Annotated in this window: 23 protein-coding genes and 1 pseudogene; 15 read left to right on the top strand and 9 right to left on the bottom strand. The window is 65.0% G+C overall.

What is annotated here, in order from left to right:
• Positions 1 to 4: 4 nt before the first annotated feature.
• Positions 5 to 1207 (bottom strand): methionine gamma-lyase, encoded by a 1203-nt coding sequence (locus B9Y97_RS04555; RefSeq protein ID WP_085525634.1) that lies wholly within the window; start codon positions 1205 to 1207, stop codon positions 5 to 7.
• 108 nt (positions 1208 to 1315) lie between these two features.
• Here B9Y97_RS04555 and B9Y97_RS04550 point away from each other — a divergent pair, with 108 nt between their 5' ends.
• Positions 1316 to 1771, top strand: coding sequence for an Lrp/AsnC family transcriptional regulator (locus tag B9Y97_RS04550; RefSeq protein WP_085528105.1), 456 nt, complete (start codon positions 1316 to 1318; stop codon positions 1769 to 1771).
• A gap of 302 nt (positions 1772 to 2073) precedes the next feature.
• On the opposite strand, the gene B9Y97_RS04545 is transcribed toward B9Y97_RS04550, so the two are convergent.
• Positions 2074 to 3291: an acetolactate decarboxylase gene (locus B9Y97_RS04545; protein ID WP_085525633.1), complete on the bottom strand. Its 1218-nt coding sequence runs from the start codon at positions 3289 to 3291 to the stop codon at positions 2074 to 2076.
• Positions 3292 to 3359: 68 nt separating this feature from the next.
• Between B9Y97_RS04545 and B9Y97_RS04540 the strand changes: the two genes are divergently transcribed.
• Both B9Y97_RS04540 and B9Y97_RS18320 read left to right on the top strand, forming a co-directional pair.
• Complete coding sequence (locus B9Y97_RS04540; RefSeq protein WP_176224298.1) at positions 3360 to 3896, top strand: Crp/Fnr family transcriptional regulator; 537 nt, start codon at positions 3360 to 3362, stop codon at positions 3894 to 3896.
• Positions 3897 to 3990: 94 nt separating this feature from the next.
• On the top strand, positions 3991 to 4092 hold the full coding sequence (locus B9Y97_RS18320; RefSeq protein WP_254900847.1) for a YnfA family protein: 102 nt from the start codon (positions 3991 to 3993) through the stop codon (positions 4090 to 4092).
• Between the two features lie 4 nt (positions 4093 to 4096).
• On the opposite strand, the gene B9Y97_RS04530 is transcribed toward B9Y97_RS18320, so the two are convergent.
• From B9Y97_RS04530 to B9Y97_RS04505, 6 genes are read right to left on the bottom strand one after another with little or no spacing between them, the layout of a single operon-like run.
• On the bottom strand, positions 4097 to 4522 hold the full coding sequence (locus tag B9Y97_RS04530) for a rhodanese-like domain-containing protein (protein ID WP_085525631.1): 426 nt from the start codon (positions 4520 to 4522) through the stop codon (positions 4097 to 4099).
• 32 nt (positions 4523 to 4554) lie between these two features.
• Positions 4555 to 4851, bottom strand: a complete 297-nt coding sequence (locus B9Y97_RS04525) for a rhodanese-like domain-containing protein (protein WP_085525630.1) — start codon at positions 4849 to 4851, stop codon at positions 4555 to 4557.
• Complete coding sequence (locus B9Y97_RS04520; RefSeq protein ID WP_085525629.1) at positions 4851 to 5204, bottom strand: DsrE/DsrF/TusD sulfur relay family protein; 354 nt, start codon at positions 5202 to 5204, stop codon at positions 4851 to 4853. Before B9Y97_RS04520 ends, B9Y97_RS04525 begins: the two co-directional genes overlap by 1 nt.
• 9 nt (positions 5205 to 5213) lie before the next feature.
• Positions 5214 to 5933 (bottom strand): DUF1499 domain-containing protein, encoded by a 720-nt coding sequence (locus B9Y97_RS04515; RefSeq protein WP_085525628.1) that lies wholly within the window; start codon positions 5931 to 5933, stop codon positions 5214 to 5216.
• Positions 5926 to 7236 carry an MFS transporter gene (locus B9Y97_RS04510; RefSeq protein WP_085525627.1) on the bottom strand — a complete coding sequence of 437 codons (1311 nt, stop codon included), beginning with the start codon at positions 7234 to 7236 and terminating at the stop codon, positions 5926 to 5928. The genes B9Y97_RS04515 and B9Y97_RS04510 overlap by 8 nt, the downstream gene beginning before the upstream one ends.
• Positions 7233 to 8087: a sterol desaturase family protein gene (locus B9Y97_RS04505; RefSeq protein ID WP_085525626.1), complete on the bottom strand. Its 855-nt coding sequence runs from the start codon at positions 8085 to 8087 to the stop codon at positions 7233 to 7235. Before B9Y97_RS04505 ends, B9Y97_RS04510 begins: the two co-directional genes overlap by 4 nt.
• Positions 8088 to 8174: 87 nt before the next feature.
• On the opposite strand from B9Y97_RS04505, the gene B9Y97_RS04500 reads away from it, so the two are divergent.
• The 5 genes from B9Y97_RS04500 (at position 8175) to B9Y97_RS04480 (ending at position 14576) form a co-directional block, all read left to right on the top strand.
• Positions 8175 to 8843 (top strand): ArsR/SmtB family transcription factor, encoded by a 669-nt coding sequence (locus B9Y97_RS04500; RefSeq protein WP_085525625.1) that lies wholly within the window; start codon positions 8175 to 8177, stop codon positions 8841 to 8843.
• Positions 8844 to 9131: 288 nt separating this feature from the next.
• Positions 9132 to 9479 carry a hypothetical protein gene (locus B9Y97_RS04495; protein ID WP_139828224.1) on the top strand — a complete coding sequence of 116 codons (348 nt, stop codon included), beginning with the start codon at positions 9132 to 9134 and terminating at the stop codon, positions 9477 to 9479.
• Positions 9476 to 10063, top strand: a complete 588-nt coding sequence (locus B9Y97_RS04490) for a TetR/AcrR family transcriptional regulator (RefSeq protein WP_085525623.1) — start codon at positions 9476 to 9478, stop codon at positions 10061 to 10063. The genes B9Y97_RS04495 and B9Y97_RS04490 overlap by 4 nt, the downstream gene beginning before the upstream one ends.
• Positions 10060 to 11412: an efflux RND transporter periplasmic adaptor subunit gene (locus B9Y97_RS04485; RefSeq protein WP_085525622.1), complete on the top strand. Its 1353-nt coding sequence runs from the start codon at positions 10060 to 10062 to the stop codon at positions 11410 to 11412. The genes B9Y97_RS04490 and B9Y97_RS04485 overlap by 4 nt, the downstream gene beginning before the upstream one ends.
• Complete coding sequence (locus tag B9Y97_RS04480; protein WP_085525621.1) at positions 11409 to 14576, top strand: efflux RND transporter permease subunit; 3168 nt, start codon at positions 11409 to 11411, stop codon at positions 14574 to 14576. The genes B9Y97_RS04485 and B9Y97_RS04480 overlap by 4 nt, the downstream gene beginning before the upstream one ends.
• Before the next feature lie 3 nt (positions 14577 to 14579).
• Here the strand turns inward: B9Y97_RS04480 and wrbA are convergent.
• Positions 14580 to 15140, bottom strand: a pseudogene (gene wrbA / locus B9Y97_RS18315) (NAD(P)H:quinone oxidoreductase); the annotation flags it as partial.
• A 188-nt stretch (positions 15141 to 15328) separates the two neighbouring features.
• On the opposite strand from wrbA, the gene rpoN reads away from it, so the two are divergent.
• The 7 genes from rpoN to B9Y97_RS04440 all read left to right on the top strand — a co-directional run bounded on the left by rpoN (position 15329) and on the right by B9Y97_RS04440 (position 23464).
• The gene (gene rpoN, locus B9Y97_RS04470; protein WP_085525620.1) at positions 15329 to 16666 is read left to right on the top strand and encodes an RNA polymerase factor sigma-54; all 1338 of its coding nucleotides are present in this window, start codon (positions 15329 to 15331) and stop codon (positions 16664 to 16666) included.
• Positions 16667 to 16908: 242 nt separating this feature from the next.
• The gene (locus B9Y97_RS04465; protein ID WP_085525619.1) at positions 16909 to 18444 is read left to right on the top strand and encodes an ABC transporter substrate-binding protein; all 1536 of its coding nucleotides are present in this window, start codon (positions 16909 to 16911) and stop codon (positions 18442 to 18444) included.
• Positions 18445 to 18473: 29 nt separating this feature from the next.
• Positions 18474 to 19481, top strand: a complete 1008-nt coding sequence (locus tag B9Y97_RS04460; protein WP_085525618.1) for an ABC transporter permease — start codon at positions 18474 to 18476, stop codon at positions 19479 to 19481.
• Positions 19478 to 20368 (top strand): ABC transporter permease, encoded by an 891-nt coding sequence (locus B9Y97_RS04455; RefSeq protein WP_085525617.1) that lies wholly within the window; start codon positions 19478 to 19480, stop codon positions 20366 to 20368. Before B9Y97_RS04460 ends, B9Y97_RS04455 begins: the two co-directional genes overlap by 4 nt.
• Positions 20365 to 21357, top strand: coding sequence for an ABC transporter ATP-binding protein (locus B9Y97_RS04450; RefSeq protein ID WP_085525616.1), 993 nt, complete (start codon positions 20365 to 20367; stop codon positions 21355 to 21357). Before B9Y97_RS04455 ends, B9Y97_RS04450 begins: the two co-directional genes overlap by 4 nt.
• Positions 21354 to 22367 (top strand): ABC transporter ATP-binding protein, encoded by a 1014-nt coding sequence (locus B9Y97_RS04445; protein WP_085525615.1) that lies wholly within the window; start codon positions 21354 to 21356, stop codon positions 22365 to 22367. The genes B9Y97_RS04450 and B9Y97_RS04445 overlap by 4 nt, the downstream gene beginning before the upstream one ends.
• Entirely contained in the window at positions 22364 to 23464 is a 1101-nt protein-coding gene (locus B9Y97_RS04440; RefSeq protein WP_085525614.1) for a C45 family autoproteolytic acyltransferase/hydolase, read from the top strand. Before B9Y97_RS04445 ends, B9Y97_RS04440 begins: the two co-directional genes overlap by 4 nt.
• The last annotated feature ends 2 nt before the right edge of the window (positions 23465 to 23466 follow it).

Genomic DNA, 23466 nt, shown 5'->3' with positions numbered 1-23466 from the left:
GGTCTCAGGCGTTACCCATAGCGCGTAGAGGGGCCAGCGCGCCATCCAGATCGGCTAGGATGTCGGCCACGTCCTCGAGCCCCACCGACAGGCGGATCAGCCCGTCGGCGATGCCATGGGCGGTGCGTTCTTCGGGGGTATAGGTGGAATGCGTCATCGAAGCCGGGTGCTGGATCAGGGTTTCGGCATCGCCAAGCGACACCGCCCGCGCGATCATCCGCAGCCCGTTCATCATGCGCCGCCCCGCCTCCAGCCCGCCTTTCAGCTCGAAGGCGATCATCGCGCCGGGGCGCGCCATCTGGCGGCAGGCCAGCGCGTGCTGGCCGAAACTCTCCAGCCCCGGATAATGCACCGTGGCGACCTCGGGATGATCCTCCAGCCACGCGGCCACCGCCTGCGCGCTGGTGCAATGCCGCTCCATCCGAAGCGCGAGGGTTTTCAGGCCGCGCAGGATCAGCATGGCGTTGAAGGGGGCCATGACCGCTCCTGTCATGTCCTTCATGCCCACCAGCCGGATCTCGGTGATCGCCTCGGCCCGGCCGACCACGATGCCCGCGACCAGATCACCATGACCGCCGAGGTACTTGGTGGCCGAATGCAGCACCAGGTCGGCCCCGAGCGCGATGGGCCGGGTCAGGTAGGGCGTGGCGTAGGTATTGTCGACGACCACCTGCGCGCCGCCCGCGTGGGCCACGGCGGCGACCGCCTCGATATCCACCAGGCGCATGTTGGGATTGGCGGGCGTCTCGAAATAGACCACGCGGGTGCGGTCGGTCATGGCGGGTGCGAGGTTGGCCGGGTCGGTCAGATCGACATGGGTGATGGTGATGCCGAACTTGCGCAACCCGTGGTGCATGAAGGCGAAAGTGCAGCCGTAGAGCGTCGTGTCGACGATCACCTCATCACCCGGCGAGAGCAGCGTCCAGAGCACGGCCGTGATCGCCCCCATGCCCGAGGCCAGCCCCAGCCCTGCCTCGGCCCCTTCCAGATCCGCAACGCGGCGTTCGAGCAGGTCGAGCGTGGGGTTCGAGATCCGTGAATAGACATGGCCCGCGCGCTCCCCGGCAAAGATCTCGGCCCCTGCCTCGGCCGACTCGAAGGCAAAGGTCGAGGTCAGGTGCAGGGGAGGCGTGAGGGCACCCTCGTGGTCGGCCGGGTCGTAGCCGAGGTGAATGGCGCGGGTTGCGAAGCCTTGGGATTGAGTCATGTTCGATCTCCTGTTTGTGGCAGGTTATCGCGAGATTGGCGCCTACGGATTGCGTTTGTGACCCTGATCTGCGATCAAATTGGCATATACTGCCAAATCGAGGTCGGAATGGACGATAAGGACCGCCAGATCATCCGGGCCCTGCAATGCGATGGGCGCATGTCGAACCAGGATCTGGCGGCGGCGGTCAATCTCTCGCCTTCGCCCTGCCTCCGCCGCTTGCGCAACCTTGAGAAGACCGGCGTCATCTTCGGCTATGCAGCGCGGGTGGACGCCCGCGCCTACGGATTGCCGATCACCGCTTTCGTCCGCATCCGGCTGGAGCGGCACGATGAAGCCACCGTCCAGACCTTCGAACGCGAGGTCGGTCAGATGGACGAGGTGCTGGAATGTCATGTGATGACCGGCCAGACCGATTACCAATTGCGCGTCGTCGTGGAGTCGCTGGATGATTACGAGCGGTTCATCCGCGCGCGACTGCAGCGAGTCGGAGGCATCGGGTCGATCGACACGAGCTTTGCCTACGGCACCGTGAAGGACCGCATGGTATTTCCGATGCGGTAGATCCCGCATCCTGTGAAGCAGTTGCGCCTGAGAACGCAAGTCTCTCGCGCTCGCGAGCGGCCTCGCGTTTCGGTGGGGGTGTTGACCGCCCCAGGGAAAGGCAGCCCGATGGCTTGCTATCAGCGAGAGATCTCGATCTGACGTCCGCAAGTTTCGGGCGCATCGTCGGTCTCGAAGCTCCCATCCGCATGAGCCGGCCCCGACGATCTCCGTCGCGCCCTGCGCTTGCCAATAGCCTTTACCCAACATCGCGGCCCCGGCTCGGGCGGCAAGGACCAAACCGGGGCTTTTTGGGGCAAGCCTCAGTGGTCGTGCGGGTTGCGGCCAGAGGCCAGCGCCAGGTGATGGGCTTGATGGTGCATGCCCACGGTCATCAACCCGATGAAGCCAAGGCCGCGAATGCGGGCTGCGTCGGGTCCGGTCACGGACATGATCGCGCCGCCCGCGGTCTCTTCGGCCTGCATGGTCCAGCCTTCCACGCCGTTCATCGTGGCCACATGGGCGATCACCATCGCGCGGATCGACGCCACGACAGCCGGATCGGCGGAGGTGATTGTGAACCGCGCCCCGCCGTCGATCTCTTCGCTGGCGACCGCCGCGCGCAGGGTCACGTTGTCCATGTCGATGAGGTGCTGGCGCAGGGCCTCGATATCGACCCTGCTCCAGTCCGTCGCGGGGTCGGCCATCAGCGCGGCGGTGATTTCCTGAATGGCGGCAAAGGCGGATTGTCCACCTTCACGCAGGGTGGGCGCGGCGTCATGCGCATCATGATCATGAGCTGCGGAAGGCGAAGCCGTGGGAAGCAACAGCACAGCATCTGCGGGGATCAGGATCTCGTCGACATGGCCTGACCGCGTTCCGTCCGCCGACACGAAATGCAGGTGCAGGCGCTCGCCCGGATGCGAGGCAACGCCTTCCAGCGCGGCACCGGTGTAGGCCCCGATGATCTCGCCGCTGGAGCCCGCTTCGTCATAAAGGTTCATCCCCGACTGGCTGTTGGCATGGCCTCCGCCGTTTTCCGCGCCATGACCTCCCTGCGCGCCCGGCGCCGGGGCCTCGCCGGTCACCACGTGCCAGACCAGTTGTGGAAAGCGGCCTTGCACGCGGATCGGAAATCCGCCCGCCGGATCGAGACCAAGGCTTTCCGCCTGCATCTCGATGAAATGCGCCAACCGGTCGGGTGCCATGTCATGCGGGATCGTAACGGACTGCCAGTCGGCAACCGTGCCAAAGGCGAGGATGACCGCCTCCTCCCCGGCTTCCGGCGGCGTCACGCGCGCCTCGGGGTCGTCGCCACGGCTGACCAGAACCGAACCGTCACGGATCACCACTTCGCCGCGCAGGCCGGCAGTGGCCCCGACGCCCCATGCCGAAGGGGCGTTCAGCGTATCGAGCGCTACCGTGCCCCCGGTTTCGCCTGTGTGCATCATGTGGCGGAAATTGCCATGCACCGTCAGCTCCTGCGCAAGTGCAAGGCAGGGCAAGGTTGCAGCAATCAATGTGAGTGGGATCAGCTTCATCGGGTGGTCTCTCGTTTCCTGTTTCGCCCATATTGCAGGACCGATGCCCCCGTCATATGATCGCAATCATGTCGGGAAGCCTTGAAACCCTGTTCGCAGGATCACGATCCGTTGATCTCCATGCGGGAGCGGTCTTGTTCCGCAGCACGGCACCAGTTTCGGAGATGTTCATGGTTGCCGAGGGACAGATCCACCTGTGCCGTCACACGATGCACGGCTCGGAAATGGTCTTGCAGCGAGCCATGCCGGGAATGGTCGTGGCCGAAGCGTCGGCCTATTCGGAAACCTACCATTGTGACGCGATTGCCGCGACGGACTCCGTCCTTCTCGCCTTGCCGAGATCCGTGTTTCTATCGGCGTTGGCTGCCAACCCCGACCTCGCGGCCAACTGGGCTGCCACGCTGGCCCGGGGCGTTCAGGCCGCTCGGTTCAGGTCTGAAATCCGGTCGTTGCCACGGGTGGCCGACCGGCTGGATGCCTGGATCGCAGAGGGAAACCAGTTGCCGGAAAAGGGCCATTGGCAGGATGTGGCGAATGAACTGGGGATTTCCCGTGAAGCCCTTTACCGCGAACTGGCCCGACGCCGGAAAGCGCCATCCGCATGAGCTATGTCTGGTTCATTGCCGCAGCCGTTGCCGAGATCGCGGGAAGACATAAGCGGCCTATGGCGGGATCTGTGTCGCCGCCTCGATAACCTGGATGTGGCCGATCGGGGGAAACCGGCCAGACCTCTGGGATCTGGCCGGCTTGGCGCTCTGTCTGATCGGCAGCGCGGTGATCCTGCTGCCGCAACGCGGATGACGGCTTACGGTTTGTAGGCCGCGTCCTGCTGCCAGCCGGTGAAGCCGGTCTGCATGGCGACGACGTTCGACCGCCCGGCCACGCGCAACGCGAAGGCCGCCTGCGCCGAGAGACTGCCGGTGTTGCAGAACAGGATGGTCATGCCGTCCTCGGGGATCTCGTCGATCCGGTCGAGCACTTCGCGCCATTCGATGTTGACGGCACCGGGAATCGTGCCTTCGCCGAACTGGCCGGCGTCGCGGGTGTCGACGAAGAGCGCGGTCTCGAAGACGGTCTGATCAAGTTGCTGGGGCAGGATGATGCCGGACTCGTAGTCCGAGAACATCATGTATTCCTGCATGGCCTCGACGGCCGCATCCTGTGCCAGCGCGGGCGCTGCGTGCAGCCCGAGCGCGACACTTGCCGCCGCGAGAAGGTGTTTCAGGGTCATCCGGGGTCTCCTCCGTTCCGGTTACGTGGTGTTCAGGTGTTTTTTGCAAGCCAGCCGTTCGTGCCGCCTTCGAGCCAGAGGGCACCCGGGTGGCCGAGCTTGTCCAGGATGTCCGCGCCCTCGGCGGACCGCCCGCCGCCCTTGCCGCAGATCGTCACCGGCGTTTTTCCGGCGGGGATTTCGTCTGCCCGGGCCGCGAGGTCTGACAGCGGGACATGCACGGCGCCCGCGACATGCGCGGCGGCGTAGTCTTCGGCATCACGGACGTCGATCAGGTGGAAGCGATCAGGGTCGGCCGCGAGGGCACCGAGCGTCAGCATCCCGGCCATCAGAACACCAGCACCTTGTCGGCGGCGAGCGTCGCCTGGGCAAGTTCGTCCATCGTCGAGCGGGTCGCCCCCGCCATCATGTCGCCTTCGGCGAGGCCGCGCGCATCCATGCAGGTGCCGCACATCAACACGCGGCCCTTGGCGGACAAGACACGGCGGATCATCCGCTCGAGGTTGTAGAAGCCATCGGGCGTCGTCTGCCCGGACTTGGCGCAGAGCACCGCATCGGCCATCAGGAAGACGGTGATCTCCGCCTCCGGGTCGTTCTTGGCGAGCGCATGGGCCATGCGCAGGCCGTTGAAGCTGCGCTCGGTGCCATAGGGCGGGTCATTGAGCAGGATCAGGTGTTTCATGGTCAGTCCTCAGTCTTGGGCGCGCGTTTCAAGTTTTTCGAGATATGCTTCGATCCGCCGGGCATTCGCGCCGCGGTCGATCTGGCCGAGACGCGAGCGCGAGCGCATGTCGATGCGGGTGCCCGTGTCGGTCTTCGTGATGCGGATCGCCACCTCGTCCTCGAAGCCAAACAGGCGGCTGGTGGCGATGGCCTCGATCTGGCTTTCCGCAGGGTCGGCGGAGAGCACCTCCCAGCCGTGGTTTTCCACGAGGGCAAGCGCCGCCGCGAAGGCCTCGTCTGCGGCGACCGGCAGATCCAGCGGGCGCACATCCGGATAGGCAGCGCGCTGCGGCCCGGTGTTCTCCGCCGGGTAATCGCTGGGCGTGGCGGTAAACCAGAACACGGGAGGATCGTCCGTGTCGGTCGAGATGTCGTTGATCGGCGACGTGGTGCGGGCGGTGATCTCGAAGGCGGCACCGAGGCCCGCGACGGGCAGCGACAGGATCAGCCCCAACAGGACGATACCACCCCCGCCGCGCGGGTTGCGCCCCCGGGCCACCAGCCCGCCAAGGGCGGCGACAACACCGCCAGTTGCCGCCCATACCCCCCAACCGGCAAGCTCATAGGCTTGTGGCCAAGGCCAGCCACCCGCCCGGAAACCCCGGATCGACACCGCCAGAAGCCCGAGGGATGCGAGCCCCAACAGGATCGAAAGCAGGCCGAGGCGGCGGGCCGAGGCGCTATGCATCAACGGTCTCCGGCTGATCGGCGGGGTTCAGGCGCGGGTGGGTTTCCTCTCCGAGCCAGAACAGCACGGCGCCCGAGACGAACATCGAGATCGCGACGAACCAGAACGCCGCCTCTGCCGCGCCGGTCAGGCTGGCCGCCAGCCCGAGGCCGAGCGCGCCGATGGCGTAGCCGAGGTCGCGCCAGAAACGGTAGATGCCGATCGCCGATCCGCGCCATGCGGGCGGCGTGATGTCGGCCACGGCCGCCGAGAGGTTGGGATAGAGCAGCGCCATGCCGAAGCCCGCCACACCGGCCGAAACCGACCACCACAGGCTGCCCTCGCCCAGCACCACCATCGCGACGCCTGCGCCGCTGATCCACATACCCAGAACGTTGGGCCAGAACCGGCCGACATGATCCGAGAGCCGCCCGGTGAAGAGCTGTGACCCACCCCAGACGAAACCGTAGACGCCGACGATCCAGCCGACTTCAGGCAGGCTCGCGCCCCGCGTCACGAGGAAAACCGGGAACAACGCCCAGACCAGCGCATCGACGAACTTCTCGACGAGCCCTGCCTGGCTGATCGCGAACAGCCGCCGGTCGCGCCAGCTCATCAGCGCGAACACCTCGCCGGTGGTGGGATGCTCAGAGACGCCCACAGGGTAGCGCGGCAGCGATTTCGGCGGTGCTGCCTTGTGCGCGGCGGTTTCGGCCTTGGCCCAGGGCAGCGTGTCCTTGACCCAGACCACGGTGAGCACCAGCGCCAGCAGGACGACGGTCATGCCGAAAACGAGCAAGCCCACGCGCGCACCCAGGGCTTCGGCGGCATAGGCCGTTACAATACCGGCAATCGCCACGCCGACATAGCCCGAGAACTCGTTGAGCCCCATGGTCAGCCCGCGTTCCTCGGCCTTGGTGATGTCGAGCTTCGCGGTCTGTGTCATCGACCAGCAAAGGCCCTGGTTGACGCCGAGCAATACGGTCGCGGCGACAATCCAGCTCCAATCCGGCGCATACCAGATCATCACCGGGATCGGCAACGCCACCACCCAGCCCCAGAACAGCACGCGCTGGCGTCCGATCCGCTCCGACCAGCGCCCGGCGACGAAGTTCATCACCGCCTTTACCGCGCCGAAGGCCACCACGAAGGAGGCGAGCAGCAGGAATGAGCCACGTTCAAGCCCGAACTCGCTCTCGCCCAGCGCCGGAACGACGGTGCGTGTCATGCCGATGGCAAAGCCGACCAACATGACCTGGATAAGCTGATGCGAGACCTGTCCAAGGTTCTCGCGGATGCCGCGTTGCAGGTTGCCGGTCGTCATTCGGGTGTCTCCTTGCTGGTGATGCGCGGATCGAGCGCGTGGCCCGATGCCGGGCCGCGGACGGGCTGGATCAGCATCCGGTCAAGCCACAAGTCGCGCCTGGTGCGGAACTGCTCGATGCCAATCTCCATGCCCTGATGCCCCCTGGCGGGCTGGGCGATGTAGGTGCCGAGCAGCCTGTCCCACCACGGCAGGTTGAAGCCATAGTTCGAGTTGGTCTCGCGCGGATCGACGGAATGGTGGACGCGGTGCATGTCCGGCGTCACCACGAACAGGCGCAGCACGCGGTCGACCGGACGCGGCAGGTCGATATTGGCGTGGTTGAACAGCGCGGTGGCATTCAGCAGCACCTCGAACAGCAGCACCGCGATAGCGGGCGGGCCGAGGGACGCGACCACCGCCAGCTTGATGCCCATCGAGATCAGGATTTCAACCGGGTGGAATCGCAAGCCTGTCGTCGTGTCGAATTCGAGATCGGCATGGTGCATTCGGTGCAGCCTCCAGAGGCCAGGGATCGCGTGGAACATCACGTGCTGAAGATAGATCGCGAGATCGAGCAGCAGCATCGAGGCGACGATGGCAACCCATACGGGCGCATTGACGTTGTTGAACAATCCCCAGCCGTGGTCCTCGGCCATGACCGCAAGGCCGACCGCGACGATGGGAAAGGTCAGCCGCAGGATCGCGGTGTCGAGCACCACGAGCGCGAGGTTGTTGGTCCAGCGGACAACGCGCGGGATTTCTCGCCGCCGGCGCGGCGCGGCCACCTCCCAGAGTGCCATTACCGCGAGGATGCCGAGAAAGGCAGCGAGGCGGATGGTCGGTTCGGCGGCAAGGATGGTCTCGGACATGGGATTTCGACTTAAGCCTTGTGGGATGCGATGGAATCGTTATCATTCAAATAGTCGCTTGAATGATCTAACGACTGGAGAAGACCCGTGTCAACCAACCCGAAGGCAGCTCTGCTCGAAGAATATGCGCTTGTCGCCCGTGCGCTTTCCGCGCCGGCGCGGCTCTCGCTGCTGGAACAACTGGCGCAAGGAGAACGCGGGGTAGAGGCGCTCGCGGCAAAGACCGACCTCACGATCGCCAACTGCTCGCAGCATCTGCAGCAGTTGCGCCGCTCGGGCCTCGTGACCAGCCGCCGCGACGGCAAGGCAATGATCTACCGGCTGACTGATTCGAAGACGTTGGAGCTGATGGACCTTCTGCGCATCGTCGCCGAGCGCAACCTTGCGCAGGTCGAGCGCATCCTGCGGGGGCTCTCGGGCGGCGAGGACGCACCAGAACCGGTGAACCGGAAGGATCTGGCGGCACGGCTCGCCGCAGGCTCCGTCACCGTGCTCGATGTTCGGCCCGCCGACGAATTCGCCGCGGGCCACATTCCCGGCGCGCTGAACGCGACGCTTGCAGACATCGAGCGGATTGCGCCCACGCTGGACCCGGACTCCGAGATCGTTGCCTATTGCCGGGGGCCATATTGCGTCTACGCCCACCAGGCCGTCACCGCGTTGAGACGCCACGGCCTGAACGCCCGGCGCATGGAGGGTGGCCTGCCGGAATGGCGCGAGGAGGGGCGCAAGGTTGCGTTGCGTGCCGCTTCCTAGAGCACAGGCAACTGCACAAGGATCGTGGGGGCGACATGTTCAGGGCAAGCGCGCCTGCGCATGAGCCCGACGGCACTGCGGCCCTGCGCGCGTGTCGGGTTCTCGGTTTCCAGCGGGCCGAAGGCTGAAACGATACCGGCCTCAACCAAGGAAGTCCGCTCCGCCGCCGGTTTCAAAAAAGGGCCTCGCCATGGTCGTGTTATATCGGTATAACACTGCCGACTCACCAGACTGTGAAGCCCGACCATGGCCAATTCTCGAAACCCGCGCTCCCGGATCACAGGTGTGGTGGCCCTTGTGGCCGCGGGCTTTGGGGTATTGACGATCGTCGCTGCGGGGGCGGTGCTTTTCGGCCCGGGACAAGGCCTTGCCGGCGCAACGATCCCCTTGGTGCTGTGGGCCAACCTGTTCCTCGGTTTCGGCTATATCGCGGCAGCGGTTCTTCTCTTCATCGGCAGCCCCTGGGCCTGGCAACTGGCGCTCGCCATCGCCGCCGCCACCCTGATCGCCGCCCTCGGCTTCGCCGTCGAGGCTTTGCGCGGCACGCAGGTCGAGCCTCGGACCGCCGTCGCGCTGGGCGTCCGGATGGCGTTCTGGCTCCTTGTCGCCCTGTTCGCGCGAAGGGCCCGTGGATGAGCAATCGCCGCACCCAGATTCTCGATACCGCGCTTGCGCTCGCCTTCGATGGCGGACCGAAGGCGGTAACCACAGTGGCCATCGCCCGGCGCCTTGGTCTGACCCAACCTGCGATCTACCGGCACTTCCGATCCAAGGCCGATCTCTGGCGCGCAATCACCGACCGGCTGGGCGGCGAGATTGCCGCCAACATCGACGCCGCCGTGTCCCTCGAAGCCCCCGCCATCGACCGGCTGCGCGCCCTCGTGCTTGGCCATCTCGCCTTGGTAAGTCGCACGCCGGCATTGCCTGAGATCATGGTCACACGCGATATAGACGACGAAAAAGCCGCCGTCCGCGCGGCGATGCAGGAGCGCATTCTGGCTTTCCAGACGGTCCTCGTTCGGCTCTGCGCCGACGCCCGGTCCGAGGGTGCGCTGGGCGGGAATATCTCGCCGAACGATATGGCAACCCTGCTGATGGGCGTCATGCAGAGCCTCGTCCTACGTCTCTTGCTGAACCGCGACCCCACGAAACTCCTGGATGAGGGCGAACGGCTCCTCACTCTGCAAATCTCCGCCCTCGCGCGGGAAAGCGAGGCATGATGCGCAACGCCTTGAAATTGATCCTGCTCACCCTGCCGCTGATCGGGGCGGGGGTGGGTTATCTCGCCTTCACGGTTCAGACCAAGGCACCGCCGGATCAGGTCGTGGCCGCCGAGCGGGCGGTCGCGGTGCGCGTGATCCCTGCGCGCGCCGGGGCGGTGGCTCCCACGCTGCGCGGCTACGGACTGGTGACCCCGGCGGAAACCTTCGAGGCTATCGCCCAGGTTTCCGGCACGGTGGCCTGGACGAACCCCGGCCTGCAACGCGGGGTGGCCCTGCCTGCCGGCACGCCGCTGCTGCGCATCGCCGAGGAGGATTACGACCTCGCGCTCGCCCAGGCCGAGGCCAACCTGCGCGCCGCCGAGGCGAAGCTGGACGAACTCGCGGTCTCGCAAGACAACCAACGCGCCGCCCTCGAGATCGAGCGCGAGGCGCTTGCGCTCAAGGCAGCCGATCTCGCCCGCGCCCGCAGCCTGTTCGAAGGCGGCAACCTGCCACAATCGGGGCTCGACAATGCCCGGTCCGCCGAGCTGGTCCAGCGTCAGAAGGTACAGGGGATCGAGGCGGGGCTTGCGCTCATCCCCACCCAGCGCGCGGTGCAGCAGGAACAGATCGCCGTATCGCGCGCTGCCGCAGAAGCGGCCCGGCTGAACCTCGGGCGCACCACGCTTACCCTGCCCATCGAGGCCCGGGTGGCCTCGGTCACGGTGGAAGCGGGGCGCTTCCTGCGGTCGGGCGAAGTGGCGGCAACGCTGGACGGGACCGGCGTGGCCGAGGTGGAAGCTCAGGTTCCGGTCGCCCGTCTGCGCGCGCTCCTGCGCCATGCCGCCCCCGACGCCGCAGCCTTCGCCGCCGACCCGGCGGCGATGACCATGCTGCTCCAGAGCCTTTCGCTAAAGGCGGAGGTGCGGCTTGTTCTGGGGGATGAAACCCTCACCTGGCCCGCACGCGTTGCCCGGGTGAGCGAAACCATCGACCCCCGGACAGGTATGCTCGGGGTGATCGTCGAGGTCGAGGATGCCTATTCCGGTGCCGCCCCTGCCGAGCGCCCGCCACTGACCAAGGGCATGTTCGTCGAGGTCGAGATTGCCGGGAAGCCTGTCGAGGGCCTGGTGGTGCCGCGCGCGGCCCTGTCGGGCAATAGCCTCTGGCTGGTCGGCGCGGACGACCGGCTTGTCGCGGCGACGGTTGCCCCGCTGCTGACACAGGATGAGCTTGCGGTGATCGGCGAGGGGCTCGACGCAGGTGCCCGCGTGGTGGCGAGCGATATCCCGTTCGCGTTGCCGGGGATGCTTCTCGCGCCGGTCGAAGATGATGCCCTCGCGGCCGCCATGGCGCGCGCGCGATGATCCGTTTTTTCGCTGCGCACCCGACAATCGCCAACCTGTTGATGATCGTCTTCATCGGCGCGGGGCTCATCGCCGCGCCGACGCTCCTGCGCGAGACCTTTCCCCGCGCCGGGGCGAATGAGGTAGAAATCTCGGTGCCCTATCCGGGCGCGCGGCCGGAAGACGTGGAAACCGGCATCTGCAAGCTGATCGAAACCGCGCTCGACGGCGTCAACGATATCGAAACCAGGTCCTGCGAGGCGCGCGAGGGCCTTGGCCGCGCCATTGCCCGCATGCGGGAGGGCGCAGATTTCCAGGGTTTCGTCGCGGAGGTGACGGCCGAGATCGACGCAATCGGCGACTTCCCCGAACGGGCAGAACGCCCCGAGATCCGCGCGCTGGGATTGACGGATTTCGTCGCCTCGGTGGCGGTAACGGGCCTCGACGACCGGCCCGATCTCGAAGCCTATGCCGAGGCCCTGCGCACGCGGATGCTGCAAGCGGGGCTCCCACGGGTCGAGATCCGGGGCTTTCCCACGCTCGAACTTCGGATCGAGTTGAACCCCGTGGCGCTTCGCCACTACGGTGTGTCGGTGGCCGACGTGGCGAAGGCGGTTGCGGCCGAAAGCCTCGACCTGCCGGCAGGCAATCTCAACAGTCCCGCCCGCTCGCTTCTTATCCGCGTTGCCGAGGAGCGACGCACCCCGTCCGAGCTTGCCGACGTTGTCGTGCGCGCCTCGCAGGGTGGCGGACAGGTCCGGGTGGGCGACATCGCGACCGTGAGCGAGAGCTATGCGAATGCGGATGATGCGATCTTCTACAATGGCCGCCCCGCCGCGCTCCTCGACGTCACCAAGACCCGCTCCGAGGACTCGCTGAACACCATCGACGCGCTCACTGCGTTTCTCGAAGGCGAGCGTGCCGCTGCGCCGCCCGGCGTGTCTCTGGATGTCACGTCTGATGGCGCAACAGTCATCCGGGAAAGGTTGATGCTGGTGGTCGTGAACGGCTTGCAGGGCCTCGCCCTCGTCTTCGCCGTGCTTTGGCTCTTCTTCGGGTTGCGCTTCGCCTTCTGGGTCACCGCAGGACTGCCGGTTGCCTTCATGGGTGGTCTCGCGATCATGGCGGCCTTCGGCTACTCGCTGAACCTGATGACGACGATCGGCCTGCTCATCGTGATCGGCCTCTTGATGGACGATGCCATCGTGATCTCGGAAAACATCGCCCGGCACAGGGAGAAGGGCGCAGACCGGCTCGACGCGGCTATCCGCGGCGCGCGTCAGGTCTTTCCCAACGTGCTTGCCTCGTTCGCGACCACGGCGATGATCTTTGGTTCGCTCGCCTTCCTCAAGGGCGATCTCGGTGCCGTGCTGCGCGTCGTGCCCGCGGTGATGCTCTTCGTGCTGTCGGTGTCGCTGATCGAGGCCTTCCTGATCCTGCCGCACCACCTCCTGCGCAGCATTGATGCCCGCCGAGAGGGGCGGCTCGCCCGGGTCGCCGATTCGCTGCTGGGATACTTCACCGATGCAACGGGCCGGCTCGCAGATGGTGCCATCCGCGCGCGTTACGCCGTAGCGGGGGCGGCGGTCGCGATCCTCCTGGTCGCGGTGGCGCAACTGGCAGGAGGTGCGCTGAAATTCACGGCCTTCCCCGAGATTGACGGCGACGTTGTCGAAGCGCGGCTGCTGCTGCCCCAGGGCACGCCACTGGCGCGCACCGAGGCCGTGGTGGAGGCGTTGATCGCGGGCATCGGGCGGGTGAACGCGGCCACGCCCCAGCCGGGGGGTGCCGAGCTTGTCCAGGGGATCACGGTGCGCTACGGCGTCAACCGGGACTCCTTCGAGGCCGGGCCGCACCTTGCCACCGTCTCGGTCGATCTCCTGCCCTCGTCGGAACGGACGCTGCGGCCTGATACGGTGATGGCAGCCTGGCGCGCGGAGGTGGGCAGCCTGCCGGACGTGATCGCGCTCAAGTATGCCGAGAGCACGATCGGGCCGGCGGGGATCGCCCTCGACATGCGGTTGAAGGGCGACGACCTCGAGTTGCTCAAGTCTGCCGCCCGGGAACTCACTGCCTGGCTTGCGAGCTACCAGGGCGTTACCTCGGTGATGGACGACCTGCGCCCCGGCAAACCCGAACGGCGGATCACGCTCAACAATGCGGCGGGGCCAATGGGCATCACCGCCGCCATGGTGGCCGACCAGTTGCGTGGGGCCTATCTCGGCACCACGGTCAGCGAGATGCAGGTCGCGGGCCGGTCTGTCGAGGTGACCGCACAGCTGACCGACGAAGCCGCGGCGCAGCTTGGTTACTTCGACGATTTCGTGATCGTGCGGCCCGATGGCGCGGCCGTGCCGCTCTCGGTGGTGGCCGACGGAGAAAGCGGGCGGGGGTTTGCCCGGATCAACCGCGAGGATGGCGTGCGCACCATCACGGTGCAAGGCACGATCGACACGCGCCTCGCCAATGCCAATGCCATCGTCAGCGACACGCTCGACCGCTTCGCGCCGGACCTGCTGCAACGCCATCCCGGGATCACGCTGGACGTGGAGGGCCAGCGCGCGGAGGCGGCGAAAACGCAGCTTTCGATGATGAAGGGATTCGCCATCGGGCTGTTCGGGGTTTTCCTCCTGCTCAGCTTCCAGTTTCGCAGCTACATCGAGCCCCTCGTGGTCATGCTGGTGATCCCGCTGGCGCTCACGGGAACCATTTTCGGCCATCTCGCGATGGGACTCGATTTCTCGATGCCGAGCCTCTTGGGCTATGTCGCACTCGCCGGAGTGGTCGTGAACAACTCGATCCTGCTCGTCGGATTCATCAAGGACGAACATGGCGCGGGGCCAGGCGGCGTTACCGGGGCCGCAGGCCGGGCGGTGCGGATGCGTTTTCGCGCGATGTTCCTCACTACCACGACAACCGTTGTCGGGCTGATCCCGATCCTGACCGAAACCAGCCTTCAGGCGCAGATTCTCGTGCCGCTGGTGGCGAGCCTTGTTTTCGGCCTCATCGCGTCGATCCTCGTGGTGATCCTGGTCCTGCCGGCGGTCTATGCCATCCTCGACGATTTCGGGCTTGCCCGCATCGGCGCAGCGGCGGGCTCAGATGACGCGGAGAGCCGGGGCACCGAGGTCCGACCAGGTGGCGCAGCCCGGCGAACCGCACCTTCGGCGCAACGTCAGGGGTGAGGGTCAGACAGCGCATTCGGAATTCCTTTTCCTGAGCTTGTTCAGTCGGTCTTCGCCCGCATCGGGACCGGCCGCACCGAGGCCGTGCTGGCGCGTTGGCGGTTGGCCCGCTGCCCCGCCCAGACAGAGCCGAGGACAATGATCGCGCAGCGCGGCCGTCATCCCTTGGAGATAGTCGAAAGGCGCGATCCGCATCGCGTCGATATCGACACACTCCGGCCGGTCACTGACCTGCCGGCAGACCGTCGAGGCGAAAACAGCGGCGACCTTGCCCACACGCGCGTTCCGCGCCCAGAGACCGCCCGCCTGGTCGAGGAAAGACTTCATCTGCCCGGCCATCATGCCGAACAGGGTCGGGGTGCCGAAGATGATGGCGTCGTAGGCTTCCAGATCTGCCGGCGCGGCAACGGGCGTGTCATCCGCCGCGAAGCCGGCCTTCTGCCGGACGGCATCGGGGACGGTTTCAGGCACCCGCCGCAGATCGAAATGGGTGCCGGGCACGCTGCGCGCGCCTTCGGCCCCGGCCTGCGCAAGCGCGCGGACATGGCCATAGCTGGAATAGTAGAGAACGAGAACGCCAGGCTGAAAATGGGCTGTGACCGATCACTCCCGGAGCCGCGTGTGAACGGGCATTCCCGGCTGTCAAGGTCGCCGGGAATGCCATCGCCCATCATAGGGCTGGGTGGGGCGTCCCGAGACTGGTAGAGTCCCGCATCGGCCGCTGGCAGGCTCAATCCGAAGGGTGCCATTGAATGCAGGGTTTCACGTTTCAGCTTCATCAATCGCGGTCGATCAAGCTGACGTCGTCTCTGCGGCAGGCCATCGAAGCCTTGGGGATGTCGAACCAACAGTTTTCCGATTTCCTGCTGTTTCGCGCCCGCCTGAACCCGTTCCTGGAACTGCAGCTTTCGGATCGGGGCGGTGGTGCGCCGGCCAGAAGCGACACTTCCTTCATGCCGGGTTCCGGTGCGGATGATGGGTATTCCATCGAAAACATCTCCGCCGCGCCCGCAGGCCTGCTCGAACACATCTGGCAGCAGGTGCCCTTGCTGCTCAAAACGCCGCGCGAGTTTGAGATTGCCGAGCACCTGGTCGCAGCAATAGAGCCGACGGGGTGGTTGGGGCAGCCTCTGGAAGAGATCGCGCGAGAAGCCGAAGGCACGCTTGAGGAAGCAGAAGATGTTCTTCACAAGCTCCAACAGGTCGAGCCCGCAGGGCTATTTGCGCGTAACCTCGCGGAGTGCTTGAGGTTGCAGGCTGTTGATGCGGACGTGTTCGATCCGGTCATGGAAGGTGTGCTCGCAAACCTCCAGTTGATCGCGGAAGGCCGCCTGGACCACCTGGCGGAGATTTGCGATGCCGGCGTCGAGGATGTCGCGGCCCGCCTGCACCGAATCCGCAGGTTCGATCCCAAGCCCGGTGCTGCGTTTGGCGACCGGAACGAGCCTTCGCTCAGGCCGGATCTCACGGTTTTCGAAAGAGAAGGCGAGTGGGTGGTGGATGTCCGCAATCCCATGGTCCGTGCGATCCGGGTCAGGTCGGCCGAGGAAATCGCGACGAGCGGCAGCCTGACTGTGCAGGAGCGCGAGCTGCTCCAGGAAGCACGCTCGATCCAGCGCGCGGCGGAACGGCGCGACGGCACCATGGTCAAGGTCGCCGCCGAAATCGTGCGACGTCAGGAGGGATTCTTGCGGCAGGGCCCCGCGGCGCTTCTGCCGCTTCGGCTTGCCGATATTGCCGATACCGTAGGTGTTCATGCGAGCACGGTGAGCCGGATCACGTCCGATCGTCATATCGAGACACCACGGGGCATCTTGCCGCTGCGGTCTTTTTTCAGTGTCGCGCTGAATCAGAGTGACGGGGCAACCCCGGTTTCGGCCGCGGCCGTGCGGGAAGACATCCGTCGAATGATCAGTGCCGAAGACAAGGACGCGCCCTTGAGTGACCAGGATATCGCGAGGAACCTGAACGAGAAGGGTCTCGCCCTCGCCCGGCGCACCGTCACGAAGTATCGCGTAGAGCTTGGGCTGGCCAGTTCCACGGCAAGAAGGAGAGCCTGCAAGTTGCAAAGGGCGCTCAAGAAGCCATGACCATTGTACACGCAGGGCTCTGCGTGAAGCACCCGTAAGGCGCGTGAGATTCACGCGGCGCGCGACGGGACAGTATGCCGATCCGAATTCCTGCAGTGTAAAGCACAGAAAGTACTGAATAATTCCCATGATTACATTCACAAAGCCGCATGGCATCAATATTGCATGTAAGAAAGTGCCCGCTTCGGTGGGCACAGTCGACAAGGCGCCGACAGCGTCAGTCAAAACAGGGAGACAGTTAGATGAACAAGATACACCGCGCAGTGCTGGCGTCGGTGGTTGCCTTGGCAACCGCGGCTCCGGCGGTGCATGCCGCCGATCTGACGATTGGCTTCACGCTTGATGCAGATACCCTCGACCCGGCAAATCATCGCAAGCGCGAAACCGAAACAATCATCCGCAACATGTATGACGGCATCCTCACGCGCGATTCCGAGATGAACGTGGTGCCGGAAATCGCGGAGTCCTTTACCCAGGTTTCGCCCTCCGTCTACGACTTCAAGATCCGCAGCGGTATCAAATTCCATGACGGCAGCGATCTCACGGCGGAAGACGTCAAGTTCACGCTCGACCGCCTGACCGTTGAAGGCGCGATGGGCAATGACCAGACCAGCCCGCGAAAAAGCCTTCTCGGTCCGCTGGAATCGGTGGAGATCGTCGATGGTGATACCGTGCGGATCAACCTGTCGGAGCCTTGGCCCATCCTTCCGGCCATGCTGCCCTTCCAGGAGGTCGTCTCCAAGGCCTTCGTCGAAGAGGTCGGCACAGAAGGCCTCGCGACGCAGGTGAACGGCACCGGTCCGTTCAAGCTCGTCGAATGGCGCAAGGGCGACTCGATCATCATGGAGCGGTTCGACGACTACTATGGCGGCGCGACCGACATCGAGCCCGTCGGCCCGGCCTGCGTCGACCGCGTGATCTTCAAGATCATCCCCGAGACCGCCTCGCGCGTTGCCGCGCTTCTGTCGGGCGATGTCGATATCATAAACGAGCTTCCGACCTTTTCGATCGAACAGGTGAAAAACAACCCCAACACCGACGTCATGACGGTGAACGGCACGCGCAGCTTCTTCATCGCGATGAACATGGAAGGTGAGCACTTCGATGATCCGAAGGTGCGCCAGGCCGTCGCCCACGCCATCGACAAGGATCTGATCATCGACCGTATTCTTGGTGGCAACGCGGCGAGCATCGATGGTATCCTCTCGCCCGATGCCTTTGGTTCCAGCGAGTTGCCGAGCTACGACTACGATCCCGAAAAATCCAAGGCCCTGTTGGCCGAGGCCGGCTACCCGGACGGCATCGAGGTGACCATGGACGTCGAAGGCGCATTCAAGGACACCGCCGAAGCGATTGCCTCACTGCTCACCAATGCGGGTATCAAGACATCCGTCGCCGTGGGCGAGGGCGCGCAACTGTCCAACAAATGGCGCACCAAAGGTGAGCCGAAGAGCGGCGACATGTACTTTTCTTCCTGGGGCAACGGCTCGCTCGATCCGTTTGACATCTTCACGCCGACGCACCGCACCAATGATCGCGGCAACTCGGCTGGCTATGCGAACCCGGAACTCGACGCGCTCCTCGACGCGGCCGCGGTTGAACTCGACACTGAAAAGCGCGCCGAGATGTATCGCGAGGCTGAGCTGATCGTGAACCGCGATCTGCCCTACGTCTACCTTTGGGTGCCGCAGGATATCTATGGGGTGTCGAAGCGCCTCTCGGGCTGGAAGCCGAGCGCTGACAGCCGGATCAACCTGCACGATGCCTGTGTCGACTGAACCAGGGTATACTCGCGGAGGGGACGGTCATGGGCTTTGGTAAGTTTCTCGAAAGGGTGCTTCATCTCGTGCCCGTCCTCCTCGGGGTCAGTGTGATCGTGTTCATCATGATGGCACTGACCCCGGGCGACCCGGTTCAGATCATGATCGGGGACCAGGCGATCACACCCGAACAGGAGTCGGCGCTGCGCCGCGACCTTGGCCTGGATCGTCCGATGCTCGAACGGTTCTTCGTCTTCGTCGGAAATGCGGTTCAGGGCGACTTCGGCGAAAGCTTCTACCATCGCCGACCCGTGTCGGAGGTGATCGCTGAACGCTTGCCGGCCACGATCGAACTAAGTCTCGTGGCGCTGATCTTCGCGCTGGTCACCTCGATCCCGCTCGGCGTGCTCGCGGCGATCCGCAAGAACTCGATCTTCGACCGGATCGCCACGGTTATTTCGCTCCTCGGGGTATCACTGCCCGGTTTCTGGTTCGGCATTCTTTTGTTGATGTTGTTCGCGGTGCACCTGAACATCCTGCCCGTCGCCGGGAGGATCGGATATGCAAGCGAGATCGCGCCGATAACGCATTTCCTCCTGATCGATACGCTGCTGCGCGGGCGGCCCGATGCTTTCCTCGATGCTCTGTCACACATCGTATTGCCCGCGATTACGCTTGGCTTGCCGATGACGGCAATCCTGATGCGAGTCACGCGCAGCTCGATGCTCGAGGTTCTGCAGCAGGATTACGTCACCTTTGCCGAGGCCAAGGGCCTTTCGCGCCGCCGGGTTCTGTTTCGCCATGCGCTGAAAAACGCGCTGATCCCGACGGTCTCTGTCGCCGCGATCGAAACCGGCTCGCTTCTGGGCGGCAACATGATCGTCGAGACGGTATTCGGCTGGCCGGGGCTCGGCCGCCTCGTGGTGGAGAGCATCTTCCTGCGCAATTACCCGCTCGTTCAGGCCGCCGTGCTGCTCTACGCGGTCACCTACGTGCTGCTGAACTTCTTCGCCGACATCCTCTACACCGTGCTCAACCCGAAGGTTAAGCTATGACGAACGTCGCGGAAATCTCCCGCCCGCCGGAAACGATCTTCCAGCAGAACCTGCGCAACTTCATGGGCAACCGGCTTGCCGTGGCCAGCACTGCCGTGGTCTTTCTGTTCATCCTGCTCGCGATCTTCGCGCCCTTGATTGCACCGCACGACCCGAACACAACCGATCTGTTCCGCCGGTTGCAACCGCCGGCATGGGTCGAGGGGGGAGAGTGGAGCTATCTGCTCGGATGCGACCAACTCGGGCGCGATATCCTCTCTCGCATCATCTATGGCGCGCGCATCTCGATCTTCATCGGGGCTGCCGTGATCCTCGTCGCGACAACCATCGGGATCATCGCCGGACTGTCAGCAGGCTACCTGCGCGGCTGGGTCGATGTGGTGATCTCGCGGCTCGTCGATATCCTGCTTGGATTTCCCTACCTGATTTTCGCCATCGGCCTCATGGCCATGATGGGGCCGGGTCTGATCAACATCATTCTCGCCTTGGCGTACAAGGAATGGGTGATCCCCTGCCGCGTGGTCCGGGGCGAAACCCTCGCGACGCGTGAGCAGGAATACGTCGAGGCAGCGCGTGCCCTGGGTGCGTCGCGCAAGCATATCATGATCAAGGAGATCCTTCCCAATATCCTGTCGCCCGTGGTCGTGGTGTCCACAATCCGCATGGCGCATGTGATCATCCTCGAGGCGTCACTCTCGTTCCTCGGGCTTGGCGTGCAGCCGCCGACCGCGTCCTGGGGGTCGATGGTGTCCGATGGCCGGGCCTTCATCCTCGAATCCTGGTGGGTGTCCACATTCCCGGGCCTCGCGATCCTGCTGCTCGTGCTCGCGATCAACGTGGCAGGCCAAGGCCTGCGAGATGCCTTTGACCCGAGGTTTCACGAATGAGCGCGCTGCTTGACGTCAAGGGCCTGCGGACGGTTTTCGAAACCCGCGCCGGCACCGTCTGTGCCGTCGATGGCGTGGACGTGGAGGTTCGCCGTGGCGAGTGCCTCGGGATCGTCGGGGAATCCGGGTCTGGCAAGAGCGTGACCTTTGCCTCGGTGATGGGACTGGTGCGTTCGCCCGGCCGGATCGACGCGGGCGAGATCCTTTTCGATGGCCGCGACCTGCGCAAACTCTCGCAAAAGGAGCTGCGCGCGGTGCGCGGGCGCGATATCGCGATGACGATGCAGGACGCGCTGACGGCGCTCAACCCGGCGCTCACCGTTGGCGTTCAACTGGCCGAAGTGCTCGAAGCCCACGACGAGACCCTGCCGCGCGGTCGCAGGGCCCGCACCCGCGCCATCCGCGAGCGTTCAGCCGAAATCCTGGGCCTCGTGGGCATCCCGTCTCCGGACAGTCGGCTTTCGCAGTATCCGCATGAGTTTTCCGGCGGTATGCGTCAGCGTATCATGATCGCGATTGCACTTGCCTGTCGGCCGAAACTCCTGATTGCCGACGAGCCGACGACCGCGCTCGATGTCACGATCCAGGCACAGGTTTTGGAGTTGATCTCCGACATTCGCGCGAAACTCGGGATGAGCGTGGTTCTGATCACGCATGATCTCGGTGTGGTGGCCGAGCATTGCGATCGGGTCATGGTCATGTATGCGGGGCAGGTGGTGGAAGAAGGGCCGACGACCGAGGTGATCGGGTCGCCGAGCCACCCTTATACACGCGGTCTGCTTGGCTCGATTCCGCGCCTCGCGCTGCGCGGCCAGCCGATCCACCCGATCGAGGGGCAGGTGCCCGACCTGATCGATCTGCCCGCGCAATGCCGCTTCTACTCGCGTTGCGCTGACCGCACCGATGCCTGCCTGACGCCAATTGCCGTGCGGCAGGTTGGCCCGCACCGCAAGGCGCGCTGCATTCTGGCCGGGGAGGACACCCAATGAGCACCGAACCGCTTCTGAAAGTCGAGAACCTCACGAAGCATTATGTTGGCCGCCTCAGCCTCGCCCAGCGCCTCGCGCGCGAGAAGCCAAGTGTGGTGCGGGCGGTGAGTGATGTAAGCCTCGAGGTTCGGAAGGGCGAAATCCTTGGTTTGATCGGAGAAAGCGGCTGCGGAAAATCCACCCTTGGCCGCGCAATCCTGCGCCTGCACGAGCCAACCTCGGGCCGGGTGACCTTCGACGGCCAGGAGGTTACGACGCTCGATCCAATGGCGTTGAAAGACATCCGTCGCCGGATGCAGATCATCTTTCAGGATCCCTATGCCTCGCTCAATCCGCGCCGGACGGTGGCCGAAATCGTGGGGCTGCCGCTCAAGCTGCATGACCTCGCTACTTCAGCCGATGACTTGCGCGCCAAGGTGATCGCGATCATCGAGCGGATCGGTCTGAAAGCAAACCAGCTCGATCGATATCCGCACCAGTTTTCGGGTGGGCAAAGGCAGCGTATCGGAATCGCCCGGGCCTTGATTTCCAACCCGGACTTCATTGTCTGCGATGAGCCCGTGTCGGCTCTCGACGTTTCCATCCAGGCCCAGATCATCGAGCTTCTGCTGGAACTCAAACGCGAGATGGGGCTGACCTACCTGTTCATTTCGCACGATATCTCGGTGATTGGCTACCTCGCCGACCGGGTTGCGGTGATGTATCTTGGCGAGATCGTGGAAATGGGGCCGGTCGACGCGGTGCTGTCCGCCCCGCGCCATCCCTATACGCAAAGCCTGATGTCGGCGGTGCCCGATGTCGACCATCCGGGCCATGCCCAACGCGTGCGCCTGACCGGTGATCTTCCCTCGCCGCTCGATCCGCCGTCGGGATGCAAGTTCCACACCCGCTGTCCGCTTGCCGTAGACCGCTGTCGTTCCGAGGCCCCGATATCGGAGGATCTTGGCGGCGGGCATCGCGCTGCGTGTCACCGGTTGCACGAGAAGCTTTCGCTTCTCGAAACGGCATGAGCCCGGCCGGGATCGGTCCCCGCGACGCCAGCCCGCTGGTTCTTGCGGGCACGCCGGAGGCGCGCGGGCGGGGGCAGGCCCAAGGCCGGCGCGCGGAGGCGGCCCGCGTGCGGGAGGCGACGGTGGGTCGCGTGGCGCTCGCCCGGGAAGAGGGGCTCCTCGATCAGAGCGCCCTTGCTTACCTCGCCGCTCAACGCGCGTTTCACGAGGCTCACGATCCGTCGGGCATGGCCGAGCTGAGCGGCATCGCCGAAGCTTTCGAGCTGCCGCTCGACGCCTTGTTCGTGCATCTTCACCTTGGCACCCTGCGCGACTTCACGGGCGGCGCGGTGCTTGAGGATGGTTGCAGCGCCTGGGCGGTGAGCGATGGCCCCGAGGGGCCGCTCGCGGTCAAGAACCGCGACTATTCCGGAGCGCACCTGGGGATCCAGCACGTTGCGCGTCATTCCGGGCCGGATGTGAAGACCGGCTCATGGCTTGCCGTTGGCAGCTTGGGCAGCCCGGGCGCCTATTCCAGCGGCATGAACGCCTGCGGCCTTGCCGTCGTCGATACCCAGGTTTCGGTGCGCACCCACCGCGTGGGCTGGCTGCGCTATTTCCTGATGTCGCGCCTGCTCTCGAAGTGCGCCGACGTGGCCGAGGCGCTCGATTTCATCCGAGGTGTGTCCCATGCCGGCGGCGGCACACTGGTGCTTGCCGACAAGGGCGGCGCGGTCGCGGCCGTTGAACTGGGGGCACGCGAAACCGTGTCGGTGACGGACGCTCCCGTATGGCGCACAAATCACTATGTATCGCCCGAACTGGCCGCCGACACACTTGCACCGGGTGATGACCGGATCGCGCAGAACTCGCGCGACCGGTTCCGCTACCTCGGTGAGAAGCTGCCGCATCAGGACTGGAACACGCCAACCGCGGCCCGCCTCATGGCCACCCACCCAGACACCGAAGAAGCCGCCGCGCCGCTCTGCCAGCATGCCGCGGGCGAGGCCAGCCAGACCCTTTCCACCGCGATTTATTCGTGTAGGCTCGGAGTGCTGACCTTCAGTGAAGGCAATCCCTGTGCCGGGCGGTGGCTAAGATACTCCCTCCCAAAATAAGC

It is taken from the genome of Maritimibacter sp. HL-12 (assembly GCF_900177545.1).
In the GTDB taxonomy this organism is placed as follows: domain Bacteria; phylum Pseudomonadota; class Alphaproteobacteria; order Rhodobacterales; family Rhodobacteraceae; genus Sinisalibacter.
This window is presented reverse-complemented; position numbering and strand designations above follow the sequence as displayed.

What these genes read in the sequence shown, in the direction of transcription:
- B9Y97_RS04555 (WP_085525634.1), bottom strand. Translation starts at nt 1,207, where the DNA reads ATGACTCAATCCCAAGGCTTCGCAACCCGCGCCATTCACCTCGGCTAC.
- B9Y97_RS04550 (WP_085528105.1), top strand. Translation starts at nt 1,316, where the DNA reads ATGGACGATAAGGACCGCCAGATCATCCGGGCCCTGCAATGCGATGGG.
- B9Y97_RS04545 (WP_085525633.1), bottom strand. Translation starts at nt 3,291, where the DNA reads ATGAAGCTGATCCCACTCACATTGATTGCTGCAACCTTGCCCTGCCTT.
- B9Y97_RS04540 (WP_176224298.1), top strand. Translation starts at nt 3,360, where the DNA reads ATGTCGGGAAGCCTTGAAACCCTGTTCGCAGGATCACGATCCGTTGAT.
- B9Y97_RS18320 (WP_254900847.1), top strand. Translation starts at nt 3,991, where the DNA reads ATGTGGCCGATCGGGGGAAACCGGCCAGACCTCTGGGATCTGGCCGGC.
- B9Y97_RS04530 (WP_085525631.1), bottom strand. Translation starts at nt 4,522, where the DNA reads ATGACCCTGAAACACCTTCTCGCGGCGGCAAGTGTCGCGCTCGGGCTG.
- B9Y97_RS04525 (WP_085525630.1), bottom strand. Translation starts at nt 4,851, where the DNA reads ATGGCCGGGATGCTGACGCTCGGTGCCCTCGCGGCCGACCCTGATCGC.
- B9Y97_RS04520 (WP_085525629.1), bottom strand. Translation starts at nt 5,204, where the DNA reads ATGAAACACCTGATCCTGCTCAATGACCCGCCCTATGGCACCGAGCGC.
- B9Y97_RS04515 (WP_085525628.1), bottom strand. Translation starts at nt 5,933, where the DNA reads ATGCATAGCGCCTCGGCCCGCCGCCTCGGCCTGCTTTCGATCCTGTTG.
- B9Y97_RS04510 (WP_085525627.1), bottom strand. Translation starts at nt 7,236, where the DNA reads ATGACGACCGGCAACCTGCAACGCGGCATCCGCGAGAACCTTGGACAG.
- B9Y97_RS04505 (WP_085525626.1), bottom strand. Translation starts at nt 8,087, where the DNA reads ATGTCCGAGACCATCCTTGCCGCCGAACCGACCATCCGCCTCGCTGCC.
- B9Y97_RS04490 (WP_085525623.1), top strand. Translation starts at nt 9,476, where the DNA reads ATGAGCAATCGCCGCACCCAGATTCTCGATACCGCGCTTGCGCTCGCC.
- B9Y97_RS04485 (WP_085525622.1), top strand. Translation starts at nt 10,060, where the DNA reads ATGATGCGCAACGCCTTGAAATTGATCCTGCTCACCCTGCCGCTGATC.
- B9Y97_RS04480 (WP_085525621.1), top strand. Translation starts at nt 11,409, where the DNA reads ATGATCCGTTTTTTCGCTGCGCACCCGACAATCGCCAACCTGTTGATG.
- rpoN (WP_085525620.1), top strand. Translation starts at nt 15,329, where the DNA reads ATGCAGGGTTTCACGTTTCAGCTTCATCAATCGCGGTCGATCAAGCTG.
- B9Y97_RS04465 (WP_085525619.1), top strand. Translation starts at nt 16,909, where the DNA reads ATGAACAAGATACACCGCGCAGTGCTGGCGTCGGTGGTTGCCTTGGCA.
- B9Y97_RS04460 (WP_085525618.1), top strand. Translation starts at nt 18,474, where the DNA reads ATGGGCTTTGGTAAGTTTCTCGAAAGGGTGCTTCATCTCGTGCCCGTC.
- B9Y97_RS04455 (WP_085525617.1), top strand. Translation starts at nt 19,478, where the DNA reads ATGACGAACGTCGCGGAAATCTCCCGCCCGCCGGAAACGATCTTCCAG.
- B9Y97_RS04450 (WP_085525616.1), top strand. Translation starts at nt 20,365, where the DNA reads ATGAGCGCGCTGCTTGACGTCAAGGGCCTGCGGACGGTTTTCGAAACC.
- B9Y97_RS04445 (WP_085525615.1), top strand. Translation starts at nt 21,354, where the DNA reads ATGAGCACCGAACCGCTTCTGAAAGTCGAGAACCTCACGAAGCATTAT.
- B9Y97_RS04440 (WP_085525614.1), top strand. Translation starts at nt 22,364, where the DNA reads ATGAGCCCGGCCGGGATCGGTCCCCGCGACGCCAGCCCGCTGGTTCTT.